The organism is Sphingomonas sp. PEI4 (assembly GCF_056679955.1).
Map to the genome: position 1 here is coordinate 72,729 of NZ_JBWXPI010000003.1, position 23,337 is coordinate 96,065.

Sequence of the window (23,337 nt, forward strand, 5' to 3'; positions counted from 1 at the left end):
TTCTTCACTCAACGTTTCACAGCGACAATCTGTCCGATCAAAGCGTTTGCTTTGAACCTGTGCGGCTCTGACCTCCAGATTTTGGCGACGTATTCGTACAGCGTAAGGCCACTGAGCGTTTTGGGTCGACGGGCGAAATTGTAGGCCGCCATGAAGTCGGCGAAGTGCACCCGTAGCTGCTCATGGCTCTCATAGTGGAAGCGCTTGACCGTCGCGTCCTTGATAGTGCGGTTCATCCGCTCGACCTGACCGTTGGTCCAGGGACGGTTCGGCCCCTCGGCTTTGCTCGGGAGAGCCTTGGTGAGCCGGTGCTCGTCACAGATCATGTCGAAGCGCATCTGACGCGACCAGGCGGTATTACAATTGCGCGGCTGCTCAGCAAACTGGACGCCATTGTCGGTCAGGATCGTCTGGATCCGGTAAGGTACGGCTTTCAGCAGATGCTCAAGGAACTCCCAGGCCGTCCGCCCGTCAGCCTTATCGACCAGCTGAGTGACCGCGAACTTGCTGGTACGGTCAATGCCCACGAACAGGTAGAGCTTGCCTTCGGTGGTCTGAACCTCGGCGATATCCATGCGGAAGAAGCCGATGGGGTAGCGCTTGAAGCGCTGCCGCTTTGGCCCTTCGACTTCGCTCAGTAGAGCCTTGTCGCCCTCGATATCCGGCAGCCGGATATGCCGTGCCGCTGCGGACATTGATGCCGCGCTGAGCGTGTCAGCTGCGGGATCGAGGGCTGCAACGCATATAGGCAATCGTCGAGCGGCAGCAATATGTGACGCCGAAACGCAGTGACCGCTGCCTCCTCGGCTTCGGTCAAGGTCGTGCAGTGAGGGGCCTTCGGCCCGGTCTTCAGATCCTCAACCGTCGCCCGTTTGCGCCATTTCGCCACCGTCTTCGGCTTGATCCCCAGCTCTCGGCTCAGCGTCGAGAGCGAAGCTTGCGATCGCTGTATTGCTGCTCGGACTGCGTCCGTAGTCGTGGCGCTCCCGTAACGAACCTGTCCCATACAGCTTCCATTCCAGCGGAAGGATTGCACCATCAAACCCTGGGATCAAACACCTAGCATCACCCGCCGTGCTGACGATCATGCTGCGCGAAGATCTCTGACATGGCCGAGACAGCTTCAAAAAAAGAGCGCCGCCTCGATTTCATGGCATTGCTTGCGCCAGCACCGCTCGACGAGGTGTGGAAAGCAGAAAAAGCCGGTTGGCGCTGCTTTGTCATGGGCAATGATAGCCCCAGCGGCCGGCGCGGAAGTCGTCTGCGCGCAGCGTGGCAACGCGGCTACGACGCAGCCTCCCGTAGCCGTGATCCGGTAGGGCTGATGCTATGAGCGTGCGAAACCGAGGACGTCGGATTCCTCTCGTCGTGACGCTTGGATCGAAGAGCCGCACCTTGATGCAACGAGACTGCCGCTTTTCCGCGCTTATGCGTTTGATCCAGACCCATCCCGATGCGGTGTCATCATGACGCTACGCGGCATGCGTAGTCGTCGTGAATGACGCGAGAGAGGACTATCATGATCGATCTGTCATACCGACCCCGCTTGGTCGATCTTCAGCCACTGCCGCGTTCGAACCCGGGCTTGCTATCGTTCGAACTGGAAGGAGTCAGGACGTCCGACGCTGGCGCGTTCCGCGGGCGAGTGGGCTATCGCGAAGACTTCCTTACCGGATTTGTCGTGTCGCTCCCCGACACGAGCGCCATTGCCGAGGACGTCTTGCCGGTTCCTAATAGCGACGATAGCCGCCTGGACTACGAGCATTTCTCGATCATCATGTCGAAAAGCCGGCGCCTCGCCCTGTTCACCGCCGTCAACATCGACGGAAGCGCCAGCGTCTCGGTACCGCGCGGCGGTGATCCATGGGCGTTCGACGGCCGCATCCCCGAAGAGGCGCAAGTGGGGGACGAGCTTTACGCCAATAACGACTTCGATCGCGGACACCTTGTGCGACGCGAGGATCCGAACTGGGGCCCGACCGCCGGCGTCGCCAACCGCGACACCTTCCATTTCACCAACTGCGCACCACAGCTCTCCGTCTTCAACCAGCGCTCGTGGCTGGGCCTAGAGGATTACATCCTCGCCAACACGCGCCGGGTCGGCGAGCGGGCGACCGTCTTTACGGGCCCTGTCTTCAGGCAGACCGATCCAGTCTATCGCGGCATCGCGATCCCGCTGGCCTACTGGAAGGTCGTGGCTTTTATCCATGACGACGGTCGTCCATCGGCCTCCGCGTATCTGATCGATCACGATGTCGACCTGGACGCCCAGTCGCTCCTGTTTGGCGCGTTCAAAACCTACCAGCGGTCGGTTTCTTCGATCGAAGGACTGACGAGCCTCGACTTTGGATCATTGCATCAGTTTGATGGGTTCTCGAACGAGGAAGAGGCGACCGGCAAAATCGTCAGGGTCCTGCTTACCGAGGCCGAGGACATTCGCGTGTAACGACCGAAAATAGCGCTGTCCTACACAGAACATATATGGAACATCGGCTATCGGTTAACAGGGAGAGTCGGACAATGACCGACATGATCGACGGCCCGATGCTTATGGGTATCGCAGCGCTCATCACCAGTGTCGTTAATATCATCACAGCTGTTCGTACGCGTGATCGGCCAGCGGACCGTTCGCGTGTGCGGACGATCCCGCGGCGCAGAAAGGGAAGAGAGAATCGTAGTTTAAGGGCATGATGCCCGAAAGACCGAAGGAGACCGCTATGCGCTACCGCGCCTTTTCCCTTCTGCCCATACTGACAGGCCCGCTGCTGCTGACGGGATGTGCGACGAACGCGATCCAACTGGAAACCGCCGGGATCGTCCAGGCCCGAAGCCGTGAGGCGGTCTCGGCCACGACGATCTACTTCGACGCTATCGAGCAACGCCGTCGTGAGGCTGCTGCGGCGCTGGTCGCGAGCGACCCCAGCTGTCTGCCCGCCACACCGCTTCGCATTCAGGTGCCGATGATGCCCACGGCTCCGCCTGCACCTCTATGCCTCGCAGGTGGAGCGCCGGCCGTTGGCTACACGGCGTTCGAAATCGACATCGCGAGCAGTCCGCGAGCGATGCTGGAGCCGCGCATCGCACTTCTTGCTGCTATTGGCGGGTATGCCGATGCACTGGCGACCATTCTCGACGCGCCCAAGACCGACGTGTCGGCCGAGATCACCGCCTTTGCCGATCAGGCCGAGCGGCTGGCCCGCTTCACGAACTTCGTCGCTGGCACCGACCTGCCGAACGTTAATGCGGCCATCGCCAGCGAACAAGGGCAGAGTGTCATTGCACTAATTGCCTTCGCCAACGACCTGGCGCGCGAAGCGCGGCAAACCCGCGATGTTCGCGCGCTGATTGTCGACCGCGGCGCCGTCGTCGATCGCGCGCTTGCATCGCTGTCCGTACAAGTCACTATCTGCGGCAAGGGCGCCGCGCGCAACGCAGACGACCTTTACGGCAACGCGCTTTTCCGGACCTATCTTCGCAATCGCGCTAGTCTGTCGACCGAACAGCGTGAGCAGCTTGCGGCGCGCTTTTTTGCCGCCCGCGAGGCCGCAAAGCAGGGGCCGGTACGCGCAGCCGAGGTGGCAGAAGCTATCGATCTCGTCGCGAGAGCACAGGCCGGACTGCGGGACGCTTTGGCAGGCCGCTTGTCGCCGCAGCAGCGCCGTGCCGCGGCGCGCCTGAACATCGATCGTATCACCCGCGCGCTCGGACTGATCGCGTCGATCGCCACCCCTGCCTGAGGAGGATCCAGTGACCAGTTTTGCCCAGGCAGTGGAGGCTGTCGACGCGCTCATTGAGCAGCTTCAAGGGCTGACCGAGAACCCGCGCTACCTTCCCCGCTTCTTTGATACGATGTTCGGGCTGAGAACGGCGCTCGGTAATGCACGCGACCGGTTCGCTTCGTCCCGTAGCGCCGAGGGCATGGACCAACCCGCATTCGCCACGATCCTCGACCGTTGCGAACAGGCGATAACGATCGGTACTGCGCTTACTCCCGGCGATGCTGCGGTGTCGCGGTACGCGGCAGCCGTGCAGCGCGCGATTGCGGCACTCGCCGATGAACAGGTGCCGTCTTCTCGGCCAACTTTGCGCGGCGCGCTGCGGCTTCAGCGAGCGTCAGCGCGGCGACTAAGATCTCTAGGCGTGCTCGAAAGCACGAGCGAAATAGGGGCGTCTGTCAGGCCAGGGCGCCAACCTGAGCCGATGCCCGAGCCTTATTATGCAAGCCTCGTGAAACTGTTCCCGGTCGAGGCGGTGACGCTTTACCCACTCGCTATCGGCATTGCTTGCAACGACATAGTCATTCGCCTGATCCTGATCGCCATCATCACGCTGTTCGTCATCTCGCTGCGTTGGTTCGGAACGCAGGAGGAGAGTGGGGGAGATGCAGATGTGCTGGCGATCGTCGTTTCAGTCATCTCGTTCGAGCTCTACGCCGCCTCGCTTGGCGGCTTCGGCTACCTTCCAGGCGGCCCTGCGCAGACGAGCCAGTTCCTCGCCTTCATCACCATCATGTGGGTCGCGCTCGTACCGTTCGCGTTGCGCCGTGCCCGCCGCTGACCATATCCAAAGGAGATACGACCATGTGCATGTCCACCCACCGGCACACTCTTCACTGCATCCTGCCGCCCTACATCCTGTCGAAGATCGCCGAGAACGGCTCTCCTGCGCTGCGCGCCATGGCCATGCACAGCCTGCTGATAGACCCGACCATCCGGATCGTTCGGGCGAGTACCGCCGGCCCGGTCACCGGCGATATTGCCCGCAGGCGAGCCGCAGCCGGCAATATCCTGGTGCCCAGTCCTCTGCGAACGATCCGCGACGCTAAGGGCGAACCTGAAGCTCCCGGCTCGGTGATCGTGCGGCGTGAAGGGGAGGGACCAACAGGCGATATCGCGGTCGACGAGGCTTATGACGGTCTCGGCGCGACATTCGCGCTGTTCTGGGAAGCTTATCAGCGCAACTCGATCGACGATGCCGGTCTGCCGCTGGATGCGACGGTCCACTACGACCAGGACTATGACAACGCCTTCTGGGACGGCACCCAGATGGTGTTCGGTGATGGCGATGGCGAACTGTTCAATCGCTTCACGATCGCGCTTGATGTCATCGGTCACGAACTTACCCACGGCGTTATCGAGAAGGAGGCAGGGCTCGCCTACTTCAACCAGTCGGGCGCGCTTAACGAGAGCATCTCCGATGTATTTGGTAGCTTGGTGAAGCAGAAGCTGCTCGGCCAGACCGCTGAGCAGGCCGACTGGCTCATCGGCGCCGGCTTGCTGACATCGGCAGTCAATGGTGTCGCGCTGCGCTCGATGAAGGCACCCGGGACAGCCTATGACGATCCGGTTCTCGGCAAGGACCCGCAGCCCGGCCACATGGACGACTTTGTCCGCACCAATCAGGATAATGGCGGGGTGCACATCAACTCTGGCATCCCCAACCGGGCCTTCTATCTGGCCGCGACGACGATCGGCGGAAACGCATGGGACCGCGCCGGGCGGATATGGTACAGCGCACTCTTGGACCCCAATACGAGGGCCAACACGGATTTCGCCGGCTTTGCCCGCGTCACCATTGACGTTGCGGGGCGTTTGCACGGCACGGACAGCGCCGAGACGATAGCCGTCGCCGAGGCATGGACAACGGTTGGAGTAATCTGATGCAGATGGGCAAGGCTTGCGACGAGACCGTGACGGGCGAAGCCCGGGTACGGATCGAGGGCGGTCTTGCCCGTTTCCCGGGGCTGGCAAAGGAACAAACGATCTCGTTCGGCGACCTTGCGACGCCAGAGCGCCAGGAACTCGCCAGCCTGGCCGACCAGGCTGACTTTTTCGGCTGTGAGCCTTCGACCGATGTCGCGAGGCCGGATGCGCGCACGTATACAGTCGGTCTGACGATTGATGGCCGGAGCCGTGAGGTGCGCCTCGCAGAGCCGATCCGGGACCCAGCAATGGCCAAGCTCGTTTCCGTCGTTCGCCGCCTGAGCAAACAGCACGCGCTCGCCCGGTAAGGGCTAACGTAGCTTAGCGTTTACTGATCCTTTTCCGCGCGCTTGCGATCGGCTTTGCGCGCCCGGCTGACCGCTGCGGCGTGTTCACGGGCTCGTTTCTCCGAGGGCTTTTCGAAATGCCGACGCAGCTTCATTTCGCGGTACACGCCTTCGCGTTGCAGCTTCTTCTTCAGAACACGGAGCGCCTGGTCGACATTGTTGTCGCGGACGGAGACCTGCATACGAACCTGGCTTTCAATTTGTAACGCGATTGGCTTAGCCATGCCTAGAAGCCCGGCAGACAGGTGCCAAGTGCCTGATTATCTTGTACTCCTCGTGTGCAGCCGTGCTCATATGGACCACCGGCAATTCTGCCCCTGCCGGAGCGTTTCCCCCAGCGAGGTCCGCGCGCATTGACACGGCTGCAGCAGGTTGCAGAAGGCAGCATGACCAATTCCGCCCTGCTCGCCTATCGTGTTCAGCTGCTACCTACGCCGATGGTAATCGACGCTGATGGCCTCCCCGTCGCAAATTCCCACGTGGTTGAGATCGTATTTCCAGGCGACAGCATCGATACGGCACTGGGGAAAGTGAACACGATCGTCGGCCCTGGCACTGCCAAGATCCTTGTTGAGGACGCGACGTACCGCGGCGTCAGCCTTTGCTGAGTTTGCACGCCACATAGCCTTGGGGCAGGGGGGTGCGCTAACCAAGGAAGCAGCGATACATGGCCGACCGTCTCAAGATTGACCAAGACAGCCTGGTCGACAACGACCGCGAGAAGCAGGTCGAATTCACTGCGGAGATCGATAGCGAAGATCGCGATTTTGCCGTGAAGTACGCCGTATTGCGTGAGGTCTGCGGCGACGAACCCGAAGATGATGCCCTGGAATTGTTCGAGCGCTTCAGTGACGAGATACTCGATATCTGCGCCGATCTGGCTGAGCTACGGCCGACGGCCAGTCTGATAACCGTCACGGAAGGTGACTTGGAGTAGCGGCAAGCTGGGTCGTGCCCCGGAGTGCGCGGCTTAAGGTGGCAGTCAGGTCAGGGTGGGCATGTTCGATCTCCATTGAAGGTCGCAACTCCAACATGTTTTCCAGTCATCTACGCGCTTGGCGGACCTGTTTATTCGCTGCGCTGGCATTTGCCCCGCCTGTGGAAGCGGCTGCTGGTCGAGCACGTGTATCTGAGATTGTCGTCGATGCCTCGACCGGTGCCGTTCTGTTTTCGCATGCGCCTGATGCAGCAAAACGGCCGGCGTCTCTGACCAAGTTGATGACGCTCTATCTCGCATTCGAAGCCCTGGCTGATGGTCGATTGCGGCCGAGCGCCCCCCTGCCGATCTCCCGTCGGGCGGCGCGCCAGCCCGCTTCGCATCTCGGCATAGCCGCGGGAAGAACGATCACCGTCGGCAAGGCGCTGGATGCGATCGCGGCTGTTTCATCGAACGATCTGGCCGTGGCCGTGGCCGAAAGAATCGCTGGCAGCGAGGCGCAATTTGCCAAGCTCATGACGGCAAAGGCGCGGCAGATTGGTTTGCGCAACACGCGGTTTGCCAACGCAAGCGGACTGACGAATACCGGGAACGTGACGACCGCGAATGACATGGCGAAGCTCTCGCGAGCTATCGTTTATCGCTTTCCTCGGCAATACGCCCGGTTCAGCAAGCGTACGATCCAGTGGCGATCCCGTAGGATCGGCAACCACAACCATCTGCTTGGTAGGGTTGCAGGCGTAGATGGTATAAAGACGGGGTACACATCCGACGCGGGCTACAATCTTGCGGCTTCGGCAAAGCGCCGGGGCCGGCGTATCGTGGTCGTTGTATTGGGTGAGACTAGCGTATCGGCGCGTGATGCGCGCGTTGCCAATCTGATCGAGTTGGGGTTCACTGGATCGGGATCGAAGTCGCGTCGAATACGACGGCGGTAGCATATTGTTCGTCTCACGTGGGCGGGATGTGACCCATGTGGGACCTCTAAGCGGGTAGAACCCGCGTATAAGCTGACTTTTCGCACTTCAAATTAGAATCCGCCGAAGACCTACTTGATCTCGCCGATATCTTTAAATCTCAGAGCCAGTCACCCCTTGCCGAGATCGCGTCAGCTGAGATGAGCAAGCGAGAGATCAGTCTTTAAAAATCGCTCATGGATTGCGCTTGAATGAAGCCAACATAACAGTTGGCTACTTATGGAAAGCCATTCTAAACCATACGAATCATCCCGCTATCGCTAGTGCCTCTACCAAAGACGGTTCCACCGGCGGACAGACGCGGTTCCGGCCATCCGCCTTGGCGGCGTAGGTCCAGGCGTCGGCGCGATCGAGCAGCGTCGCCAACGTATCGCCGGACTGCAATTCAGCAATGCCTCCGCTGACGGTCACCGGCGGCAGGTTTCCATCGGTAACGGTCAGCGCGTGGCGGATCGCCTCTGCTGCCTGCCATGCACCGCGGATGGTCGTACGCTCGAGCAGCACGACGAACTCCTCCCCGCCAGTGCGCGCGATCACCGCAGACACCGGTAACGACGTACGCAACAAATCGGCGAAGGCGCGTATCACTGCATCGCCGGTCGAATGGCCATGGTGATCGTTGATCTGTTTGAAATGATCGAGGTCGAACGCCACGACCGTCAAAGGCAGACTGGCAGCTTGTGCTTTCGCGATCTTTTGCGCCGCTTGTCGGTCAAAGCCGCGGCGATTGGCGATGGCAGTAAGCGGATCGGTTTCGGACTCGAGGGTGGTTCGTCCGATCGCCGTGGCCAGAATGACCAGCAGGATCTGCAGGCCGGCAGCAATAATTAGAACGCCGCCGGTCGCCTGCGAAAAAATAGCGTAAAGGCTGCTCGTATAGGCTTTGTCGTCGATCCCGGACCCGAGATAGACCGCGAAAAATGGCTTGGTCGCGAAGTGCATGACTATCAGGCAGAAAACGAAAACCACGCCCCACCACAGCAGGCCGCCCTGTCGCCGCACGGTGCGAATGGCGACGATCAACGAGAGCGCAGACCCGGCAATGAACGCCGACTGGTAGATCAATTCATAAAGTATGTGATCGCGGGTGCCACCCCAGATCGCGAAGCGGGCAACGACGCCCCACACCAATATAACGCCGACCGATCGCCATGGCAGCGCGCGCGCCGCAACGGCGGACAGACCTAGCGGCATCGTCAGGACCGACACCAAAAAGCTGCCGTAGCTGGCGAGAGCAAACATCCTCGGCCAACCCGCAAAATGGACGGCAAGCTCGCTGAGCGGGGTCAGCATTCCGATAAGATAGGTCGTACAGAACCATCCGGCCCCGCGCTGGCGCGGATAAGAAAGGCGAATAACGGCAAACACGCTAGAAAAAAGGAACGCAATACAAACGTTTACCGCAAGGGTATATACTGCGCTGTTCATTTACCGTTGCGCCCCACCGACTATAATCATTTTGAGCCTGAAACGATAACTTGCCGTTAATCCCTGTGTCCATGTAACAATACCGATCACGTTCTCGTTTCCTGGCCATTCGAGCAGGTCCGACTGTCCCCAATCTTCGTTCCATTTCGAGAGCAGCTCGGCGCGATGTCAAGTGGAGCGTCCGCCGGTTCATGCCGCGGGGAGATCCGGTCGGTTGAAGTAGACGTGAGCGGGCTTCCTGCGGTCAAGCGGTGAGTACGGACGTCGTCCACTGGAGAAGGTCAGATGAGGGCCGATCGAGACGCGCGCCTCGCTGCGAGACGGCGGTGAACACCATGCTGGTGAGTTGCCTACTCTGATCCGTGTTAAAGATCTTCAGCCCCAAGGCGCGTCAGCGTTCTTCCAAAGCTTCGATGCAAAAATCGGTTTCCAGCGTCAATTCGCCGATCTTGGCATGTGGAGCTTTACGTCGATCGCAGCCTCGGCAGGCTGCTATGGCTCTCCGACCCAAAAACCCGCTGCTCCTTCCAGCAATTGGCCGCACCACGTCGTGATTTGGTTAGAGTGAACGTCAAACGGCTTTGCCAGTTTGGCCAGCATCTTCTCGTTCTTTACAGTAACCGACGCTACTTTTGCCTTGGAGGTCAGAATGTGGTTCCGGCCCAGTCGTTTGTCCTGTTCTCCTGTTCGGCAGTCATGTTGGCGGCCTTTAGGCAAAACTTCACTTAGCAGCCTGTCCAGATTCGCCGAGCCTCTCCCTTGGTGGAATGCGACGCCGCCTTCACTGATAGGAGTAATGAAGCGCCATTTGTAGTCAAATACGCCATACGTTTTTTCGTTTAGCATTGCTAAATACGATTTTTCGTATAAGGGTTATTAATACGTAAAACCGTATGGACTGGCAGATGCATTTGATCATTCGATCCTCGCAAAGTTTGGGTAGTGCGTTGCGCAATGCCCGCCAGAATGCCGGGCTTACCCAGCGCGAGTTGGGCGCTCGGACAAATCTCAGGCAGGCAACTATCTCCCATCTGGAAAAGGGCGAGGGGGGCACGCTTGATACGCTCTTTTCGGTGCTGACCTATTTGAAACTGGAACTCCAGGTCGCCGAACGCAGCCAGTCGGCATCCGCCCTCGACGAAATCTTCTGATGGCGCGACGGTCTTCCTCACTGCGCGTGCTGCTGAATGGCCGCGAGGTGGGTTTGTTGTCTCGGGGGGCCAGTGGTGCGATCAGCTTCTGCTATACGACAGAATGGCTCAGTTGGGAGCATGTCCAGCCGATCTCGCTTTCTCTGCCGCTTACGACGAGGCGCTATACCGGCAATGTCGTCACGGCCGTTTTCGACAATCTCTTGCCCGACAATGCAGATATTCGTCGCCGTGTCGCAGGCCGGGTCGGCGCCGAGGGAGATGATCCCTACAGCCTGCTGGCGGCGGTCGGGCGTGATTGTGTCGGCGCCCTTCAGTTTTTGCCCGAAGGCGAAGCGGTCGCGCCTGCGAGCATGATAGAAGCCGAAGCGCTGGAGGACGACGACGTCGCCGCCATCCTGAACAACCTGGGTCGAGCACCGCTCGGGCTCGAGCCGGACGAAGCGTTCCGTATCTCCATCGCCGGCGCGCAGGAAAAAACTGCCTTGCTGTGGTGGCAAGGGCGCTGGAACAAGCCGCTCGGTACCACCGCCACCACGCATATCTTCAAGCCGCAGATCGGCGAACTTCCGAACGGCATCGATCTGTCGAACAGTGTCGAGAACGAGCATCTCTGCCTGACCTTTCTCGCTACCCTCGGGCTTGAGGTGGCGCCGACACGGATCGCGACCTTTGGTGACCGGCCGGTGCTGATCGTCGAGCGCTTCGATCGGCTTTGGGCGCGCGACGGCCGCCTGCTGCGCAGACCTCAGGAGGATATGTGTCAGGCGCTCTCGGTGCCGTCGACGCGCAAATACGAGGACCATGGTGGCCCGGGCGTCGCGGATATCATGCGCCTGCTTGCAGCAAGCGACCGGCCAGATGTTGATCGGCGCATGCTGATGAAGGCCATCATTGCATTCTGGTTGATCGGCGCTACGGACGGGCACGCCAAGAACTTCAGCGTCTTCCTGTCACCCGGGGGACGTTTTTCGGCAACGCCGCTGTATGACGTGCTGTCCGCCGAACCGAGCCTTGCTGCCCATCAGGTCAATAGGCGACAGATGCGACTTGCCATGGCGATCGGCGATAAGCGCCGGTATCGTCTCGACGAGATTGCGCCGCGCCACTTCCTGCAAACGGCGCTAGGCGCCGGTTACGATGCGGAATCTACGCGCGAGATCCTGCATGAACTTCGCGGCAGTGCAGAGCAGGCCTTTGAGGCGGCGGTGGCTGCGATGCCCCCGAGCGTGCCGGTCGCCCTTATCGAGCCGATCGGAAACGCCATCCGTCAGAGGGTCGGGGTTATCGACCTACTGTGACTAGCCAGATTTCTTCATTTCTCGAAGCAACGGTCATGGTGCCAGATCAGGAATGTGGGTGTGGACGGTCAGTTACGTTAGTGCCCCCTCCAGTTGAACATCGAGTGGATCCACATGCCTGCAAGTATCGCCGTGCGTAGGTCAGCCTCGACATGAGCTAAGCATCACGCCGCGAAGGGGGAAAGCTGTGACCGCATCACCAAGGCGCAGCATGACCGGGTTGCGGGTCTCAACCTAGTCAATGCAACGTCTACTTGAATATCTCTGAGGTGTGGGTGCGTCCGAGCACTTCACGGCCATGCTCTACTCCGCTTGCGCGGCACCGAGCCGTTGTTCCCCGTCTCATCGGCCGACGTCGTGACGATCAGTTGACGCGACAGTAGGATAGCCCACGTATCTACGTGTCGACATGTAGGCAATCGTGCTGCGCATGGTCGACATGACGCTACCGCGTCGGATAGCGGGGGAGGGGCAGATTGCCGAGATCGCCAGCATTTCCTCGTACCGGACATGCATATTCTTTTCATATATTTCGACGGCTGCCCGTGTTGTCGGGAAAAACAGTGTATCGACCAATGCCGGTAACGTGCTGCAACCTGCAGCGATGTCCGTGCTTTGAGACATATATCTTCGTATCTGATTGGAATGCCATGCGCAGACATGTATAAGTGTAGACATGTCTGCGCGTATTTTATAGAAATTTATTTCAGGTTCAGCGCAGGAAAAGGAGCGGTATGCGGTTCATTAGCAAATGAGCTACCTTCGATGATCATGGGGTATCAAATATGTTAGCGAACTCTTGGTCACGATAATAGGCGATTCGTCCGGTTAGCAGGGGCGCTTTCCCCGGCCGGAGGAGAAGCTGGCGCTCGGGCCCGAGCCGCATAATTTCATCGGGGGTAAGCAGCCGACGTGCGGTGATGTGCTCGCTGACCGAGCTACCGTGGGTGCTACCGGCAAACATGTCCTTGCCGTGATTGGTCGACCACCCTTCCGAACGATATTCGACGGTTTCCTCGCCAATCATCTTCGAAACCAGTTCGGCGGTATCATGATCGTTGACGCCGAACACCTGAAGCAGACCGGCATTGGCGAGGAAGGTGCCGGCGCGCTCGCCGTAGAGATGTCGGAGCTGGTGAATTTCATGGAGGATCGGCCAGAGCTGGACGCCGTAGCCGGCCATGAGGGCCATCGCGCGCACAACCGGCTCGAGCCGGCCGAGTGCGGCAAACTCGTCGAGCAGAAGCAGGACAGGTTTGCGGCTCGGCAGGCAGGGGGGCGCGCGAGCGCAGTCAGTGCCTCGACCACGATCAGCCGCAGCCAGCGGCTATACGCATCGATCCGATCAGGCGGCAGGCACAGGAAGATCGTAATGGACCCACTGCGCAAATCAGCGAAGCTAAAATCAGACGTACCAAGGCAGTCGGCGATCCGCGGGCTATCGAGGAAATGGGTGTGGCGCTGCGCCGCGGATAGAACGCCGGAGGCTTCGCGGTCTGCCTTGCCGAGGAAGCGGTTGGCGGCGCGGGCAACCAGACCGTGAACGGCAGTGTTCGCCTGCATTGCCTCAGTAGGGCAGAGAAGCCTACTGGAGGCAATGTGAGATAGTCCCGGAGTATAATGAGCGAGCACCGGTCAGGCGGCTCCGTCGCGACGATATGGAGGATCAGGCCGGACAGGAGTGCGCGTGCTTCCTCGTTCCAGTGGACGGCGTCGCCACCGGCGTACTCGTCCTGGACGATAGCATCGGCAAGTGCCGCCACATCATCGACGAGATCGATGTCGCCAGCATCCATGCGGTCGAGCGGATTGTAGCGCGCAGTGGCACGTCCAGAGACGCTGAACGGGTCGAGGCAATGGACCGCGCCGAAGCGTCCGCGGGCACGCGCCGAGATGCGGGCATTCTCGCCCTTGGGATCGATGCAGACGATGGACCGATCGACGGTCAAGAGATTGGGCAGGATGGTGCCGACGCCCTTGCCCGAGCGGGTGGGGGCAATGGTAACGAGATGGGCAGGACCATCTTGACGAAGCAGCGTGCCGCTTTTCTCGGCACGGCCGACAAGCAGATCACCGCCGCCTGTTTCCAGTGCCGCGATATCGCGGGTCGCGCCAAGCGGGCGGAGCCGAGCAGCGTAGAGTGCTCGCCAGAAGGGCCATGCCAGCGGAAAACGGGGATCCACATCAGGGAACTGGGCCCAGCAGCCTGCCAAGCCGGTAGCGCAAGCCGCATAGTCCACGGCCTGTCGGCCACGCTTTACGTGCATCCGCACCGCGCTTTGCGCTATCGATCACCCCGCGAGTTCATCGCGCAAACCTGCGAGGCTCTGTCAGGTCTTTAGGGGGCAACAACACCCTATCAGCGCAGCGAGCTCGGCACAGGTATAACCGTTCATCTCCATCGCCGCCTGGATCGCGCGCACCGAATCCAGCAGTTCGATCGGCCAGCGCCGGCTTTCATACGTCTCAACCAACGTCGCCAGCACGTCCAGCCGATCGCCAGCGTCTGTCCCGTCGTCGGCGCCCCAAAGCAACTCGATCTCGCGCAACGCCATCTCGTGATCCTGGTCGGTCCGGATAGGACGAATATGCATCGCACCACCTCCATTGGGCATAATCAAAACAGGTTCACCGTCAGGGCGGGGATCTTATCGGTCATGAGGAATGGCCAGCCGTACGGCGCGTCAGAAGACGTTGCGCAAAAACCCCCATTTCGGACTGCAACAACACCGCGGTGGCGAGTCCAATCAGCAGCACTATAAGCCACCACCACAGTCCTTCACGTACGACCCACCCAGTTACCATTGCCGCGTTTTCAGCACGTTCACCAAGTGAGCCAGCCGCGAGCGACAGTGCGTGCCGCCAGCCCTGCGACCATAGCAGCGCGAGGGTCGCCGCCACACCCCAGCCGTAGAGCCTGCTGGGCGCAATGCGGTACAGGGCGACCATCGCCGGTAGCAGCAGAACCAAGTGAACCACGCGATAGCCAATGTTCTGCGCAGTGAAAAAACAGCCACAGGTCAGCATGATGCCCGCTAACAGGAACGTGCGCTCGCGCTCGTTCAACCGCGCGACATCCACCTTCACCCTGTCACGCCGACCTATCAACACACCGATCAGGACGGCTGTGAAAATCATCACGCCGCGCAGCAGCGCACCGATGAGCAACGGCCAGCCGACCAACTGGGTAAGCCCGCCTGCCACCGTGATTGATCCGAACATATCTGAGAAATAGGATCCGGTCGGGATCAGGCCGAATGCCCGGCTCAGGTCGTGGCCTGCAAGTGCAACGAACAGGGCAACCACTCCGATCGATCCAGCCGCAACGGCGAAAAAGCGTTTTGGCCGCTCGCGCGTGGCCAGCACCATCAGCGTCATCGGATAATATTTGAGCAGACCAGCGAGTAGTGCCGACGCGTAGCCGACGATACGCAGCATTGGCGATCGACAAGCCAGATCAGCAGCGCCGGCCGCGAGAATGAAGATCACCAGGTCGTTGTTCCCGCGTTCCACCGCATAGACCGTCGCCGAGGATACGACGCCAAACGCGATCAGCGCGACATCGCGCCGGGTCCGCCCCGCAGGCAGCAAAAACAGCGAGGCGAGGAAGGCAAAGGCGACTCCGAAGCCGATCGGTTGCAACCAGCCGAGGGTCATTGGAAACGCGGCAAGTGCCAGCCATAGCGGCGAATAATCATAGACGCGGCCAAGATAGTCGCACGGGTTGACGACGAACACGTCGACACCCTTGCGCAGGCATCGGATAGCGGAAAGCACCGTATCCGTATCGAGAAACGGAAAGCTGAACGGATCCACGCCCCAGCCGCGCAAGATCGCATTGTAAAGATCGCGTGCGCCGCCAGCATAGAGTGTGACCATCACGACGAACAGGATTACGGCCGCGAACGCCGGCACCATGAATGCCCGATTTCTCATTTTGTTAACCGCCATGTCCTATCTGTCCTCAAGCGCGTTTTGCGCGCGGCAACGCATGCCGACAAGGAGCGAGACATGATCGGGGGCAAAAAGGTCGCGGTAGTGCTGCCAGCCTACAATGCCGCAAGGACGTTGAAGCAGACCTATGCCGAAATCCCGTTCGATGTCGTCGACGACGTCATCTTGATCGACGATGCAAGCACTGACGACACCGTCGCAGTAGCGTGCGAACTTGGCATCCATACGCTAATGCATCGCAGCAATCGCGGCTATGGTGGCAACCAGAAGTCCTGCTACGCCAGTGCGCTCGCGCGTGGCGCGGACATCGTTGTGATGCTGCACCCGGATTATCAATATACCCCCCGGCTGGTGACGGCGATGGCGAGCATGATCGCATCGGACCAGTACGATATGGTGCTCGCCTCCCGCATCCTCGGACGCGGCGCACTGGTCGGCGGGATGCCCAAATACAAATACGTGTTCAACCGTATGCTGACGCTGGTTCAGAACATCCTGATGACGCAGAAACTGTCCGAATATCATTCGGGCTACCGCGCATGGAGCCGTACCGTTCTGGAAAGTTTACCCTTGTCGTCCTGCTCGGAGGACTTCGTCTTCGACAACCAGATGATGGCGCAGGCGGCGTGGTTCGGGTTCCGGATCGGTGAGATTTCCTGCCCGACAAAATATTTCGCCGAAGCGTCGAGCATCAACTTCCGCCGCAGTTGTACTTATGGGATCGGCGTGCTGGCGACCGCGCTGGATTACCGGCTCAATCGCTGGGGCCTTCGCCGCTCGGCGATCTTCCATGGCAACGATACCCGCGATCTTGACGAAGTGGCGCTTCAGGCGGTTCTCGCGGCAGGCCAACGGTGAGGGCACAGCCCCGCGCGATCGCCGGATTGGTGCTGTTGGCCACGCTAGCTGCCGGCGCCCTCATCGCGCGCGGACTTCGCAATCCAATGGCGCAGATCGACCATATGCTGGTCGCGACCCAAGCGAGCGGCCCGCAAGGCTGGCTGATCTTTACTGCCATCCAGATCGGCGTTGCGGCGTTGGGAATTCTGCCTGCCTCGCTGCTCGCGATCGCGGCGGGGCTATCCTACGGACTGTGGCTGGGTTTCACGCTGTCGGCGACGGGAACGCTGCTTGGCGGCTGGCTGGCGTTTTTGCTCAGCCGGTCGATCCTGCGGCCATGGATCGCGCAATTGCTCATGTCGCGCGACCGGCTCGCCAAGTTCGACGCGGCGGTCGCGCGCGACGGTTGGCGGTTTGTCTGCCTGATGCGTGTCTCGCCTTTGATGCCGTTCGCAGCCACCAGCTATGGGTTAGGGCTGACCGGGATAGACAATCGCCAGTTTCTGCTCGGCACGCTGGCCTCGTTGCCCGCGTTGTTCGGGTATGTCGCGACTGGCGCGTTTGCCCGGGCGGGCTGGGCGATGACGCAGAACGACACCGGTCTGCTTCAGGGCGCCATGCTGGCGTTGGGCCTTGCCGCAACGATTTTCACCGGCCTTCGCCTTCAGCGAATGCTGCGCGCGAGCATTACCAGTGACCCAGCGACCGGAGCGGCGATTGGCGCATTGGTGTAGCAAGAACTCTGCCTGTTTGCGCAAGGCTGACTATCGCCCGGATGCAACCGGCCAGTCCAGCACGCCTGCTAGAAAAATCGCTCGCCCGCATGGTCGCGGAACAGTTCATGGTTGCGGACATAGTCGGACAGGATCTCGAGCGACTGGTGCCGGCTGAGCGAGTGGCGGCGTTCGCTGTCGCCGGGCAGATCGAACGAGCATGCGGTATCGCTCGTGCCGGGGAAATGATGGCGACCTACGGTCGCGTTTGCGCGAGTTCGCGCAGCAACGCCGTCGGCTCGGTTATCGGCGCCTGCACATCCTGCTGCGCCGGGACGGCATCATGATTAACCGCAAAAAGACCCAGCGGCTCTACCGCGAAGAGGACCGGACGGAATCGCAAGAAGGGGCGAACGCGCTGGCGGCGCTCGGGCACCAGTGCCCGTGCTGGCATTGCCGAACCAACGCTGGAGCGTGGACTTCGTCCACGATAAGATGGCCACGGGTCGGCGGTTCCGCATCCTCGATATCGTCGATGACGTGACTCGATGGATACGATCGTCACGTTGACGCTGTTTTACGGCGTCGGCGCCATCAAAACACTAGTCCTTAGCCGCCCGGACGGTCCTGCTAAGCGCCACACGAACAGCCTCGTCGCTGGATACAACTCAGAATATTCCGGCGACGCTAAACCTTAACACAAGCTTTGGATTGGGAAAGAACGCGCCAACGAGTACAAATAACGGATGGGCTGGTGCTGTAGCACCAGCCCTGTAGATTAGTTGCTATCGGAATTGTTGTCGTCGTCGTCGATTGCGAGGTACAAACCTCCACCCACTGCGACAGCAGCTAGGGCCACTACGATAAGTCCGCCGCCGGCGAGTTTGCTCTTTTTTGCCGTCAGCGTGCCAGCGCGAACCGTCTTCGAGACAGACAGGTTGGCTGCCGAATTTGCTGGAGCAGCACTGACTGCAACCGGAGCTGCGATCAGAGCAACGCCGGCCGAAGCCATGGCAATGAATTTGGTGAACATAGAAGTCTCCGATGGTTGCGACGTTGTTCGTCGTCAACCAATTATGACACATTGTTCACCAAAACGTAAAGAGAACCGAGCTGATCCTGATAAGCCACGCGACGGTAGACCGCTTGAAAGGTCGCATTGACCTCGTCTTGGTTCATCCGCTTGCTGATCAGCGGCATCATTCTGCCCAGATGTAATCCCGCTGTACTCCACGCCCGATCCAGATCACAGTGGGTTCGCGTGGAGCGGGTTCTTCGTTCCCGGCCTTAGTTCGACGAGGTCAGCCCGGGCGCAGAGCATGCACATTATCCGTCTGTTGCTCTTCGATTTGTCGTCATTCGGCAAGCCGATCCCCACGATTGATGTCGTCAGTTCGTCCATGCAGATAGTTTGCCCGAATCGTTCGACCGCGCATAGGCTTAAGTCATAAACGATAGTGATCTACACCGCCTACGTGGCCTGCTGGATAGCTTCAGGCGAATAGAGCGAGGCGAATTCGCCTTCATGATGGCTCTGGCCTCGACACGACAGATGAGAACCTCAAACTATACCGCAGGAAAGCGGATCAAATTATCCTTGCGCTGACAGATCAGCAGCATGTTCGGGGTTGCCAGTAATCGTGCAAGTTCGCAGAGAGTGCGGTCGCGTCCTCGCAGTCCGTTTCGACGTTCTGCCTGACCATGTGCTTGTGCACTGCAAGGCGGGAATGAGCGAGCAGCTGAAGGTCGTAATCATTGGCTGATACCGGACGATTGTCCAACCGAGACGTCTGGCTGAGGGCCGGAACGATCCTCGCCGAACATGGCGACGGCAGCACGAAGTACATTATCGACCAACTGGACGAAGCTCTTGGTGATCGCATAGCCGTTGAGGACTGGAGGCGCGTAGCCGCAGCTGTCGAATTCATTGCCCGTGCCGAACCCAGTAGCTAGGCGCTCTCCGAATAAAGACCTAAGTGCCGCAGTTGCTCCAGGATCCTGTTGAACGAAGTCGTTACGCTCTGGCTGCGGCCGATGTCGTTATCCTGCTGCGCACCTTCCCAGAACATCACGAGGGGCCAGCGTTCAGGGCAATGCTCCCACAGGCACCGCAGCGCCACGCGGACCGCGACAGTGTCGACCCGCCCGGCGCTGGTTTCGCTCAGCGTGGTCCGCAAGATCTGCACCGCCAGATCAATCGTGATTTGCGGTTGCCGGTGCATCCGGCTATGGAACGCATCAGGAACAAACTTGCAAGGGTTCGATATGGCCGGACGGTGTCGGCTCTGTACGAGCAACGACGATGACCTCGTGATCGAGTACGTCGCCGCGTACATGTGGGAGAGCCGGATGGATCGCGTCGAGGATCACACGCCTTGGGCGCAGGCTGTGGCAACATGGCAGACTGCATTCCGCGAGATGGCGGTTGCCGCTCGTCAGGCACTCACGCTACCATGAAGTGTCGCGGCGAGCTTTTTATAACCGTGCTCATCACACGCGCTCGTCGCGACATTGCTTTAAATCAGGCCACGTAAGGGATTGCTTACCGTATTGGTAAGTGACAGATTAATGTCATCGCAGCGGGTTGAGCTTTCCCAAGACGCCTCCCCGCTGCGGTGCCTTTTATATTTATAACTCTGCCCTATTACTTCTGCGTTGGCGAGTAACGCCGCGGCACCTCGCGCTAGCCTGACGTGGCGCGATAGCCCTTCACCAAGCTCTCGACGCTGGAAAGCGACGCGCGCCGTCCGGATCGCGACGTAAATCTGTTCCTTGGTTACCTTCTCGCAGACTGTGATCGGCGCGGCTGGGCTGCCATCCTCGGCGAGGCACGCTGCGACGAACAGTCCGCACCACGGCACGCTGTCGGCATTGTAAACCATGCCCAGCACCTTTGCCCAGCTTCTTGGCCACGCCATGATGGTCGGGCTGTGGCTGCCCCGGCAGCTTCACGCGTGCCAAGGAGCGACCGGGCGTGGCGAAGCCACGCCGGCTTTGGTGGCGTCGTCATTGCATATCTCCGGTTTGAGCGTATATTTATCAACGGGGTGGCAATGCTTGGCCGCGCATTGCGCCGGCAGAGGCGTCTCGTCCGAGACACTGTTGTGTCACACGGGCTGGGCGGGACGCCTCCTTGCACGCACGGCCGGTCAATACCGGCCGGAACAAAATGCCATTCCAGCGTTGATGCTAGCCGGGTTTACTCCCACCGTTCCGGTAGGCGCGTCCTCTCCTGATCTGTTAGGACGGGCCGTTATTCTCGTATTAGCAACAGGCGGTTAGACGAGAGGTCGAGGCTTCAGTTTCTCCCCGGACGTCCCCTGCTCGCTTGCCCCCCAAATTGAGCGAGCAGGGTTCCGTCTTTCAGCCGATCGGCTTATCTTCCGAACCCATGGCGGCCTTCAGCTTGTTGATCCGCTGTTCGGCGAGCTTGAACATGCCTTCGCCGAGGATGCCCACCCCGCCGCCATAAAGCAGAGCACTAAGCGGCTTGGGATGCAGACTGATCACCACCTGCCGCGACTGCTAGAGTCATGGAGGAGACCGGAGCACCGAGGATTCGGCGATGCTCTCGACGCGCGATCTCGCCGGCACCGATCCAGAACCGGGCGGAGAAACATCCGAGCAGTGCGGCGATCATGCCAGCCGCTTCGAACAGGTACTGGCGGGCGACAATCAGACATCCTGCCGGCGGTGCTTCATCCAATCGCCAACGAGCTTTACGATCATTATCACCCCGATCAGGGTGGCGATCGTCATGACGGCTAGGTTGATAACGACGAGCCATTCCATGCGGTTGAGACTAGGCGTAGCAAGTGTCTGCGGTCCTTCCGCGACCGCTTGCGCCGCGAAGCCGCTACTATTCGTGGTGGTGCTCGTTCTCAGCCGTGCTGAACGTCGATCCATGCGCGACCATCGCGCACGGCCCAGACCTTGCCGATGCGGCGACGGTACTGGTCGAAGGTGATGTCCACCTCGGCGACTGCGATCGCCTTGATCCCGCTGCCGTTGGCGACCGCAATCACGTCATTGCCGACTGCGAACTCCCCCGGTGACGTAAACCGGCACCTACCTGCAGAAGGCGATCCGATCGACGCACTGCCGCGCCGTCTCGAGTTCGGCTCCCAAGCGTCGAGCGCAGCCTCGTATTTAGCCTGATCAGCTTCCCGTGCCGCGTGCGCACCTGGATATGCGATAATCCGGACGTCGGCAAATATGGGCTGAGGCGGGGCTGGCACTCCGCTCAGCTCACCTGACATCGCTTGACGCTGCCAAGTGTAGATCGTGCCGCTGCTAATGGCGCTCGACCGCCGCTCGGACCGACCCATCCGGCCAAATGCATTACGCAAATCGCCAGCTTGTGCTCAACCGTCCAGCGGTGCTGGCCGATACCGTCACGAGCCAGGTCAGGCGGCCTGCAGTATGCCGGTATTCGGGTTGCCATCCACCGGTTCGACGACGGCGACTGCACAGCGCTCGGCCTCCGCAAATAATGCTGCGTCCGTCAGATCGCGGTGATCGATCCACCATTTCGCGTCGGTTACATGGACACAGATTTCCCAGTCTTGCTCTTTTCCGGTCACCGGACCAGCAACGAGCGCGCCGAGGCGGGCGGCGCGGATTGCTGTCGCCCACACAATCTGACGATCACTGCCCGCAAGCAGCGGCAGTTTGAGGTGGGCTATGGCTGCGCCGTCACGAGCCGCCGCCTCCGTTTGTTCGGCTTGTTTGATCGCAACGAAGCAGTTCCGGCACTTGGTCGTCTCCAGCCAACGTGCCTTTCGTTCCTGCTGACTGATGAAACCGGAGATGTAGTGGATCTGCTCGTGGCCACAGGCATGTGTGATAATCTGTCCCATTCCGTGATAATGCTCGACGATTATTTCTGGGCAATCAGTATGAGTCAGGTTGAATCATTTGTGGGCTAGGTCGTTAAGATGCATCGTCTGGCGGTTATAACGTAAGCGATCTTCCACTGGCACCTTATTGACGACGGCGTAAGCGTGGACGGATTGGCCCTTCTGAAATCAGGAAGGCCTACAGCCATGACGATGTCATGTGACGATGCTGGCACTAAGCCGGTCCGGTTCGAAGTGTTTACGGGAGCGGGCCGACGTCGCGAGTGGGCAGACGAGACCCGGGCTCGGATTTTGGCAGAGAGCTACGCAGGGCTTGAAAGCGTCAGCGCGGTGCCCGACGCCACGGGATATGTCCATCGCAACTGTTCACCTGGAGGCGGGAGGCGCGCAAAGCCAAGGAGGTGGCAGCGCCGGTGTTCGTGCCCGCTGTCATCGAGCCTGCGCCGGTCGTCGCTGTTCCAGAGCGATCGGTCCGACGACGCTCCTAACAAGCGCGTGCCGATGGCATGGTCGAGCTGGAGATCGATGGTGTCGCGGTGAAGATCGGGCGTGGTGCGGATGCCAGCGTCATCGCCGCGGTGATCGATGCCTTGAAGGTGTCGCGTTGATCGGCTCTGGCAGCGACGCGCGGGTCATCGTGGCGACCGCGCCGGTGGACTTTCGCAAAGGTGCGGACTCGCTCGCGGCATTGGTGAAAGCTCAGTATGGCGCCGACCCGTTCTCGGGCGTGGTCTATGTCTTCCGCGCAAAGAAGGCGGACCGGGTAAAGCTGGTCTGGTGGGATGGCACGGGCCTGTGCCTGATGGCTAAACGGCTCGAGCAGGGCGACTTCCGTTGGCTAGGTATCCGCGACGGCGTGATTCGGCTGACGGCCGCGCAGATGGCGGTTCTGCTCGAGGATTCAGACTGGCGCCGGGTCCATGGCGGCCGCAAGCCCGTGGCGCCGCAATTGCCCGGTTGATGCCGCGCGAGCGGCCTGATTCACTGCTACGCGATGCTGCTTGAGGCTGACCTTCCATCTGATCCGCACGCTCTGCGTACCATGCTCGTCGCGACCATGGCGCAGTTGCGATCGCACGATGAAGAACTCGCCTCACTGCGTGCCGCCAATGAGCAGAAGCAGGCGGA

General features: G+C 60.2%; 30 protein-coding genes and 4 pseudogenes. 18 read left to right on the top strand and 16 right to left on the bottom strand.

Annotated elements, in window-relative coordinates; genetic code table 11:
- Window positions 1–8 precede the first annotated feature (8 nt).
- Window positions 9–1,006, bottom strand: a pseudogene (locus AC1MLZ_RS21485) (DDE-type integrase/transposase/recombinase).
- A gap of 102 nt (window positions 1,007–1,108) precedes the next feature.
- Here AC1MLZ_RS21485 and AC1MLZ_RS21490 point away from each other — a divergent pair.
- The 6 genes from AC1MLZ_RS21490 to AC1MLZ_RS21515 all read left to right on the top strand — a co-directional run bounded on the left by AC1MLZ_RS21490 (window position 1,109) and on the right by AC1MLZ_RS21515 (window position 6,010).
- Window positions 1,109–1,333 (top strand): hypothetical protein, encoded by a 225-nt coding sequence (locus AC1MLZ_RS21490; protein WP_480961993.1) that lies wholly within the window; start codon window positions 1,109–1,111, stop codon window positions 1,331–1,333.
- Between the two features lie 186 nt (window positions 1,334–1,519).
- A complete protein-coding gene (locus tag AC1MLZ_RS21495) occupies window positions 1,520–2,446 on the top strand; it encodes a DNA/RNA non-specific endonuclease (RefSeq protein WP_480961994.1) in 927 nt (308 codons plus the stop codon).
- A 271-nt stretch (window positions 2,447–2,717) separates the two neighbouring features.
- Window positions 2,718–3,737 carry a hypothetical protein gene (locus AC1MLZ_RS21500; protein ID WP_480961995.1) on the top strand — a complete coding sequence of 340 codons (1,020 nt, stop codon included), beginning with the start codon at window positions 2,718–2,720 and terminating at the stop codon, window positions 3,735–3,737.
- 10 nt (window positions 3,738–3,747) lie between these two features.
- Window positions 3,748–4,557 carry a hypothetical protein gene (locus AC1MLZ_RS21505; RefSeq protein ID WP_480961996.1) on the top strand — a complete coding sequence of 270 codons (810 nt, stop codon included), beginning with the start codon at window positions 3,748–3,750 and terminating at the stop codon, window positions 4,555–4,557.
- Between the two features lie 23 nt (window positions 4,558–4,580).
- A complete protein-coding gene (locus tag AC1MLZ_RS21510) occupies window positions 4,581–5,660 on the top strand; it encodes a M4 family metallopeptidase (protein WP_480961997.1) in 1,080 nt (359 codons plus the stop codon).
- Window positions 5,660–6,010 carry a protealysin inhibitor emfourin gene (locus AC1MLZ_RS21515; protein WP_480961998.1) on the top strand — a complete coding sequence of 117 codons (351 nt, stop codon included), beginning with the start codon at window positions 5,660–5,662 and terminating at the stop codon, window positions 6,008–6,010. The genes AC1MLZ_RS21510 and AC1MLZ_RS21515 overlap by 1 nt, the downstream gene beginning before the upstream one ends.
- A 20-nt stretch (window positions 6,011–6,030) precedes the next feature.
- On the opposite strand, the gene rpsU is transcribed toward AC1MLZ_RS21515, so the two are convergent.
- Window positions 6,031–6,231 (bottom strand): 30S ribosomal protein S21, encoded by a 201-nt coding sequence (rpsU, locus tag AC1MLZ_RS21520; RefSeq protein WP_480962126.1) that lies wholly within the window; start codon window positions 6,229–6,231, stop codon window positions 6,031–6,033.
- Window positions 6,232–6,435: 204 nt separating this feature from the next.
- On the opposite strand from rpsU, the gene AC1MLZ_RS21525 reads away from it, so the two are divergent.
- From AC1MLZ_RS21525 to AC1MLZ_RS21535, 3 genes are all read left to right on the top strand, one after another.
- Complete coding sequence (locus AC1MLZ_RS21525) at window positions 6,436–6,657, top strand: hypothetical protein (protein ID WP_480961999.1); 222 nt, start codon at window positions 6,436–6,438, stop codon at window positions 6,655–6,657.
- A 59-nt stretch (window positions 6,658–6,716) separates the two neighbouring features.
- Window positions 6,717–6,986: a DUF1488 family protein gene (locus tag AC1MLZ_RS21530; protein ID WP_480962000.1), complete on the top strand. Its 270-nt coding sequence runs from the start codon at window positions 6,717–6,719 to the stop codon at window positions 6,984–6,986.
- Window positions 6,987–7,081: 95 nt separating this feature from the next.
- Complete coding sequence (locus tag AC1MLZ_RS21535) at window positions 7,082–7,924, top strand: D-alanyl-D-alanine carboxypeptidase family protein (RefSeq protein WP_480962001.1); 843 nt, start codon at window positions 7,082–7,084, stop codon at window positions 7,922–7,924.
- A 285-nt stretch (window positions 7,925–8,209) separates the two neighbouring features.
- On the opposite strand, the gene AC1MLZ_RS21540 is transcribed toward AC1MLZ_RS21535, so the two are convergent.
- Entirely contained in the window at window positions 8,210–9,391 is a 1,182-nt protein-coding gene (locus AC1MLZ_RS21540; RefSeq protein WP_480962002.1) for a GGDEF domain-containing protein, read from the bottom strand.
- A gap of 492 nt (window positions 9,392–9,883) precedes the next feature.
- The gene (locus AC1MLZ_RS21545) at window positions 9,884–10,237 is read right to left on the bottom strand and encodes a hypothetical protein (protein WP_480962003.1); all 354 of its coding nucleotides are present in this window, start codon (window positions 10,235–10,237) and stop codon (window positions 9,884–9,886) included.
- 59 nt (window positions 10,238–10,296) lie between these two features.
- Between AC1MLZ_RS21545 and AC1MLZ_RS21550 the strand changes: the two genes are divergently transcribed.
- The 3 genes from AC1MLZ_RS21550 (at window position 10,297) to AC1MLZ_RS21560 (ending at window position 12,462) form a co-directional block, all read left to right on the top strand.
- Entirely contained in the window at window positions 10,297–10,542 is a 246-nt protein-coding gene (locus AC1MLZ_RS21550; protein WP_480962004.1) for a helix-turn-helix domain-containing protein, read from the top strand.
- Window positions 10,542–11,843 (top strand): type II toxin-antitoxin system HipA family toxin, encoded by a 1,302-nt coding sequence (locus AC1MLZ_RS21555; protein WP_480962005.1) that lies wholly within the window; start codon window positions 10,542–10,544, stop codon window positions 11,841–11,843. Before AC1MLZ_RS21550 ends, AC1MLZ_RS21555 begins: the two co-directional genes overlap by 1 nt.
- Window positions 11,844–12,264: 421 nt before the next feature.
- Entirely contained in the window at window positions 12,265–12,462 is a 198-nt protein-coding gene (locus AC1MLZ_RS21560) for a hypothetical protein (protein ID WP_480962006.1), read from the top strand.
- Window positions 12,463–12,612: 150 nt separating this feature from the next.
- Here the strand turns inward: AC1MLZ_RS21560 and AC1MLZ_RS21565 are convergent, their stop codons facing one another.
- From AC1MLZ_RS21565 to AC1MLZ_RS21585, 5 genes and pseudogenes are all read right to left on the bottom strand, one after another.
- On the bottom strand, window positions 12,613–13,044 hold the full coding sequence (locus AC1MLZ_RS21565; protein WP_480962007.1) for a type IV secretory system conjugative DNA transfer family protein: 432 nt from the start codon (window positions 13,042–13,044) through the stop codon (window positions 12,613–12,615).
- A gap of 143 nt (window positions 13,045–13,187) precedes the next feature.
- Window positions 13,188–13,406: pseudogene (locus tag AC1MLZ_RS21570) on the bottom strand (type IV secretory system conjugative DNA transfer family protein); the annotation flags it as partial.
- 146 nt (window positions 13,407–13,552) lie between these two features.
- Window positions 13,553–14,110 (bottom strand): annotated as a pseudogene (locus AC1MLZ_RS21575) (type IV secretory system conjugative DNA transfer family protein); the annotation flags it as partial.
- A 63-nt stretch (window positions 14,111–14,173) separates the two neighbouring features.
- On the bottom strand, window positions 14,174–14,437 hold the full coding sequence (locus AC1MLZ_RS21580; RefSeq protein WP_480962008.1) for a helix-turn-helix domain-containing protein: 264 nt from the start codon (window positions 14,435–14,437) through the stop codon (window positions 14,174–14,176).
- Between the two features lie 61 nt (window positions 14,438–14,498).
- Window positions 14,499–15,794 (bottom strand): hypothetical protein, encoded by a 1,296-nt coding sequence (locus AC1MLZ_RS21585; RefSeq protein WP_480962009.1) that lies wholly within the window; start codon window positions 15,792–15,794, stop codon window positions 14,499–14,501.
- A 60-nt stretch (window positions 15,795–15,854) separates the two neighbouring features.
- On the opposite strand from AC1MLZ_RS21585, the gene AC1MLZ_RS21590 reads away from it, so the two are divergent.
- The 3 genes and pseudogenes from AC1MLZ_RS21590 to AC1MLZ_RS21600 all read left to right on the top strand — a co-directional run.
- On the top strand, window positions 15,855–16,655 hold the full coding sequence (locus AC1MLZ_RS21590; protein WP_480962010.1) for a glycosyltransferase family 2 protein: 801 nt from the start codon (window positions 15,855–15,857) through the stop codon (window positions 16,653–16,655).
- A gap of 35 nt (window positions 16,656–16,690) precedes the next feature.
- The gene (locus AC1MLZ_RS21595; protein ID WP_480962011.1) at window positions 16,691–17,371 is read left to right on the top strand and encodes a TVP38/TMEM64 family protein; all 681 of its coding nucleotides are present in this window, start codon (window positions 16,691–16,693) and stop codon (window positions 17,369–17,371) included.
- Between the two features lie 175 nt (window positions 17,372–17,546).
- Window positions 17,547–17,899: pseudogene (locus AC1MLZ_RS21600) on the top strand (IS3 family transposase); the annotation flags it as partial.
- Between the two features lie 229 nt (window positions 17,900–18,128).
- On the opposite strand, the gene AC1MLZ_RS21605 reads toward AC1MLZ_RS21600, so the two are convergent.
- The 3 genes from AC1MLZ_RS21605 to AC1MLZ_RS21615 form a co-directional block, all read right to left on the bottom strand.
- The gene (locus AC1MLZ_RS21605; protein WP_480962012.1) at window positions 18,129–18,383 is read right to left on the bottom strand and encodes a hypothetical protein; all 255 of its coding nucleotides are present in this window, start codon (window positions 18,381–18,383) and stop codon (window positions 18,129–18,131) included.
- 41 nt (window positions 18,384–18,424) lie between these two features.
- On the bottom strand, window positions 18,425–18,553 hold the full coding sequence (locus AC1MLZ_RS21610; protein WP_480962013.1) for a hypothetical protein: 129 nt from the start codon (window positions 18,551–18,553) through the stop codon (window positions 18,425–18,427).
- Window positions 18,554–19,299: 746 nt separating this feature from the next.
- The gene (locus AC1MLZ_RS21615) at window positions 19,300–19,572 is read right to left on the bottom strand and encodes a hypothetical protein (RefSeq protein ID WP_480962014.1); all 273 of its coding nucleotides are present in this window, start codon (window positions 19,570–19,572) and stop codon (window positions 19,300–19,302) included.
- A gap of 88 nt (window positions 19,573–19,660) precedes the next feature.
- Here AC1MLZ_RS21615 and AC1MLZ_RS21620 point away from each other — a divergent pair, with 88 nt between their 5' ends.
- Window positions 19,661–19,807 (top strand): hypothetical protein, encoded by a 147-nt coding sequence (locus tag AC1MLZ_RS21620; protein WP_480962015.1) that lies wholly within the window; start codon window positions 19,661–19,663, stop codon window positions 19,805–19,807.
- Window positions 19,808–19,866: 59 nt separating this feature from the next.
- On the opposite strand, the gene AC1MLZ_RS21625 is transcribed toward AC1MLZ_RS21620, so the two are convergent.
- From AC1MLZ_RS21625 to AC1MLZ_RS21640, 4 genes are all read right to left on the bottom strand, one after another.
- Window positions 19,867–20,232 carry a hypothetical protein gene (locus AC1MLZ_RS21625; protein WP_480962016.1) on the bottom strand — a complete coding sequence of 122 codons (366 nt, stop codon included), beginning with the start codon at window positions 20,230–20,232 and terminating at the stop codon, window positions 19,867–19,869.
- Between the two features lie 481 nt (window positions 20,233–20,713).
- Window positions 20,714–20,863: a hypothetical protein gene (locus AC1MLZ_RS21630; protein WP_480962017.1), complete on the bottom strand. Its 150-nt coding sequence runs from the start codon at window positions 20,861–20,863 to the stop codon at window positions 20,714–20,716.
- Window positions 20,864–21,231: 368 nt separating this feature from the next.
- The gene (locus tag AC1MLZ_RS21635) at window positions 21,232–21,375 is read right to left on the bottom strand and encodes a hypothetical protein (RefSeq protein WP_480962018.1); all 144 of its coding nucleotides are present in this window, start codon (window positions 21,373–21,375) and stop codon (window positions 21,232–21,234) included.
- A 381-nt stretch (window positions 21,376–21,756) separates the two neighbouring features.
- A complete protein-coding gene (locus tag AC1MLZ_RS21640) occupies window positions 21,757–22,209 on the bottom strand; it encodes a hypothetical protein (RefSeq protein ID WP_480962019.1) in 453 nt (150 codons plus the stop codon).
- 362 nt (window positions 22,210–22,571) lie between these two features.
- Here AC1MLZ_RS21640 and AC1MLZ_RS21645 point away from each other — a divergent pair, with 362 nt between their 5' ends.
- A complete protein-coding gene (locus AC1MLZ_RS21645) occupies window positions 22,572–22,697 on the top strand; it encodes a hypothetical protein (protein ID WP_480962127.1) in 126 nt (41 codons plus the stop codon).
- Between the two features lie 116 nt (window positions 22,698–22,813).
- Complete coding sequence (gene tnpB / locus AC1MLZ_RS21650; RefSeq protein WP_480962020.1) at window positions 22,814–23,170, top strand: IS66 family insertion sequence element accessory protein TnpB; 357 nt, start codon at window positions 22,814–22,816, stop codon at window positions 23,168–23,170.
- Window positions 23,171–23,337 lie beyond the last annotated feature (167 nt).

Coding starts and splice junctions, on each gene's coding strand:
- AC1MLZ_RS21640 (WP_480962019.1), bottom strand. CDS start 22,209: ATGGGACAGATTATCACACATGCCTGTGGCCACGAGCAGATCCACTAC.
- AC1MLZ_RS21580 (WP_480962008.1), bottom strand. CDS start 14,437: ATGCATATTCGTCCTATCCGGACCGACCAGGATCACGAGATGGCGTTG.
- AC1MLZ_RS21495 (WP_480961994.1), top strand. CDS start 1,520: ATGATCGATCTGTCATACCGACCCCGCTTGGTCGATCTTCAGCCACTG.
- AC1MLZ_RS21535 (WP_480962001.1), top strand. CDS start 7,082: ATGTTTTCCAGTCATCTACGCGCTTGGCGGACCTGTTTATTCGCTGCG.
- AC1MLZ_RS21550 (WP_480962004.1), top strand. CDS start 10,297: ATGCATTTGATCATTCGATCCTCGCAAAGTTTGGGTAGTGCGTTGCGC.
- AC1MLZ_RS21555 (WP_480962005.1), top strand. CDS start 10,542: ATGGCGCGACGGTCTTCCTCACTGCGCGTGCTGCTGAATGGCCGCGAG.
- AC1MLZ_RS21525 (WP_480961999.1), top strand. CDS start 6,436: ATGACCAATTCCGCCCTGCTCGCCTATCGTGTTCAGCTGCTACCTACG.
- AC1MLZ_RS21610 (WP_480962013.1), bottom strand. CDS start 18,553: ATGATGCCGCTGATCAGCAAGCGGATGAACCAAGACGAGGTCAATGCG.
- AC1MLZ_RS21605 (WP_480962012.1), bottom strand. CDS start 18,383: ATGTTCACCAAATTCATTGCCATGGCTTCGGCCGGCGTTGCTCTGATC.
- AC1MLZ_RS21625 (WP_480962016.1), bottom strand. CDS start 20,232: ATGGTTTACAATGCCGACAGCGTGCCGTGGTGCGGACTGTTCGTCGCA.
- AC1MLZ_RS21515 (WP_480961998.1), top strand. CDS start 5,660: ATGCAGATGGGCAAGGCTTGCGACGAGACCGTGACGGGCGAAGCCCGG.
- AC1MLZ_RS21585 (WP_480962009.1), bottom strand. CDS start 15,794: ATGGCGGTTAACAAAATGAGAAATCGGGCATTCATGGTGCCGGCGTTC.
- AC1MLZ_RS21500 (WP_480961995.1), top strand. CDS start 2,718: ATGCGCTACCGCGCCTTTTCCCTTCTGCCCATACTGACAGGCCCGCTG.
- AC1MLZ_RS21545 (WP_480962003.1), bottom strand. CDS start 10,237: ATGCTAAACGAAAAAACGTATGGCGTATTTGACTACAAATGGCGCTTC.
- rpsU (WP_480962126.1), bottom strand. CDS start 6,231: ATGCAGGTCTCCGTCCGCGACAACAATGTCGACCAGGCGCTCCGTGTT.
- AC1MLZ_RS21615 (WP_480962014.1), bottom strand. CDS start 19,572: ATGCACCGGCAACCGCAAATCACGATTGATCTGGCGGTGCAGATCTTG.
- AC1MLZ_RS21510 (WP_480961997.1), top strand. CDS start 4,581: ATGTGCATGTCCACCCACCGGCACACTCTTCACTGCATCCTGCCGCCC.
- AC1MLZ_RS21590 (WP_480962010.1), top strand. CDS start 15,855: ATGATCGGGGGCAAAAAGGTCGCGGTAGTGCTGCCAGCCTACAATGCC.
- AC1MLZ_RS21530 (WP_480962000.1), top strand. CDS start 6,717: ATGGCCGACCGTCTCAAGATTGACCAAGACAGCCTGGTCGACAACGAC.
- AC1MLZ_RS21540 (WP_480962002.1), bottom strand. CDS start 9,391: ATGAACAGCGCAGTATATACCCTTGCGGTAAACGTTTGTATTGCGTTC.
- AC1MLZ_RS21490 (WP_480961993.1), top strand. CDS start 1,109: ATGGCCGAGACAGCTTCAAAAAAAGAGCGCCGCCTCGATTTCATGGCA.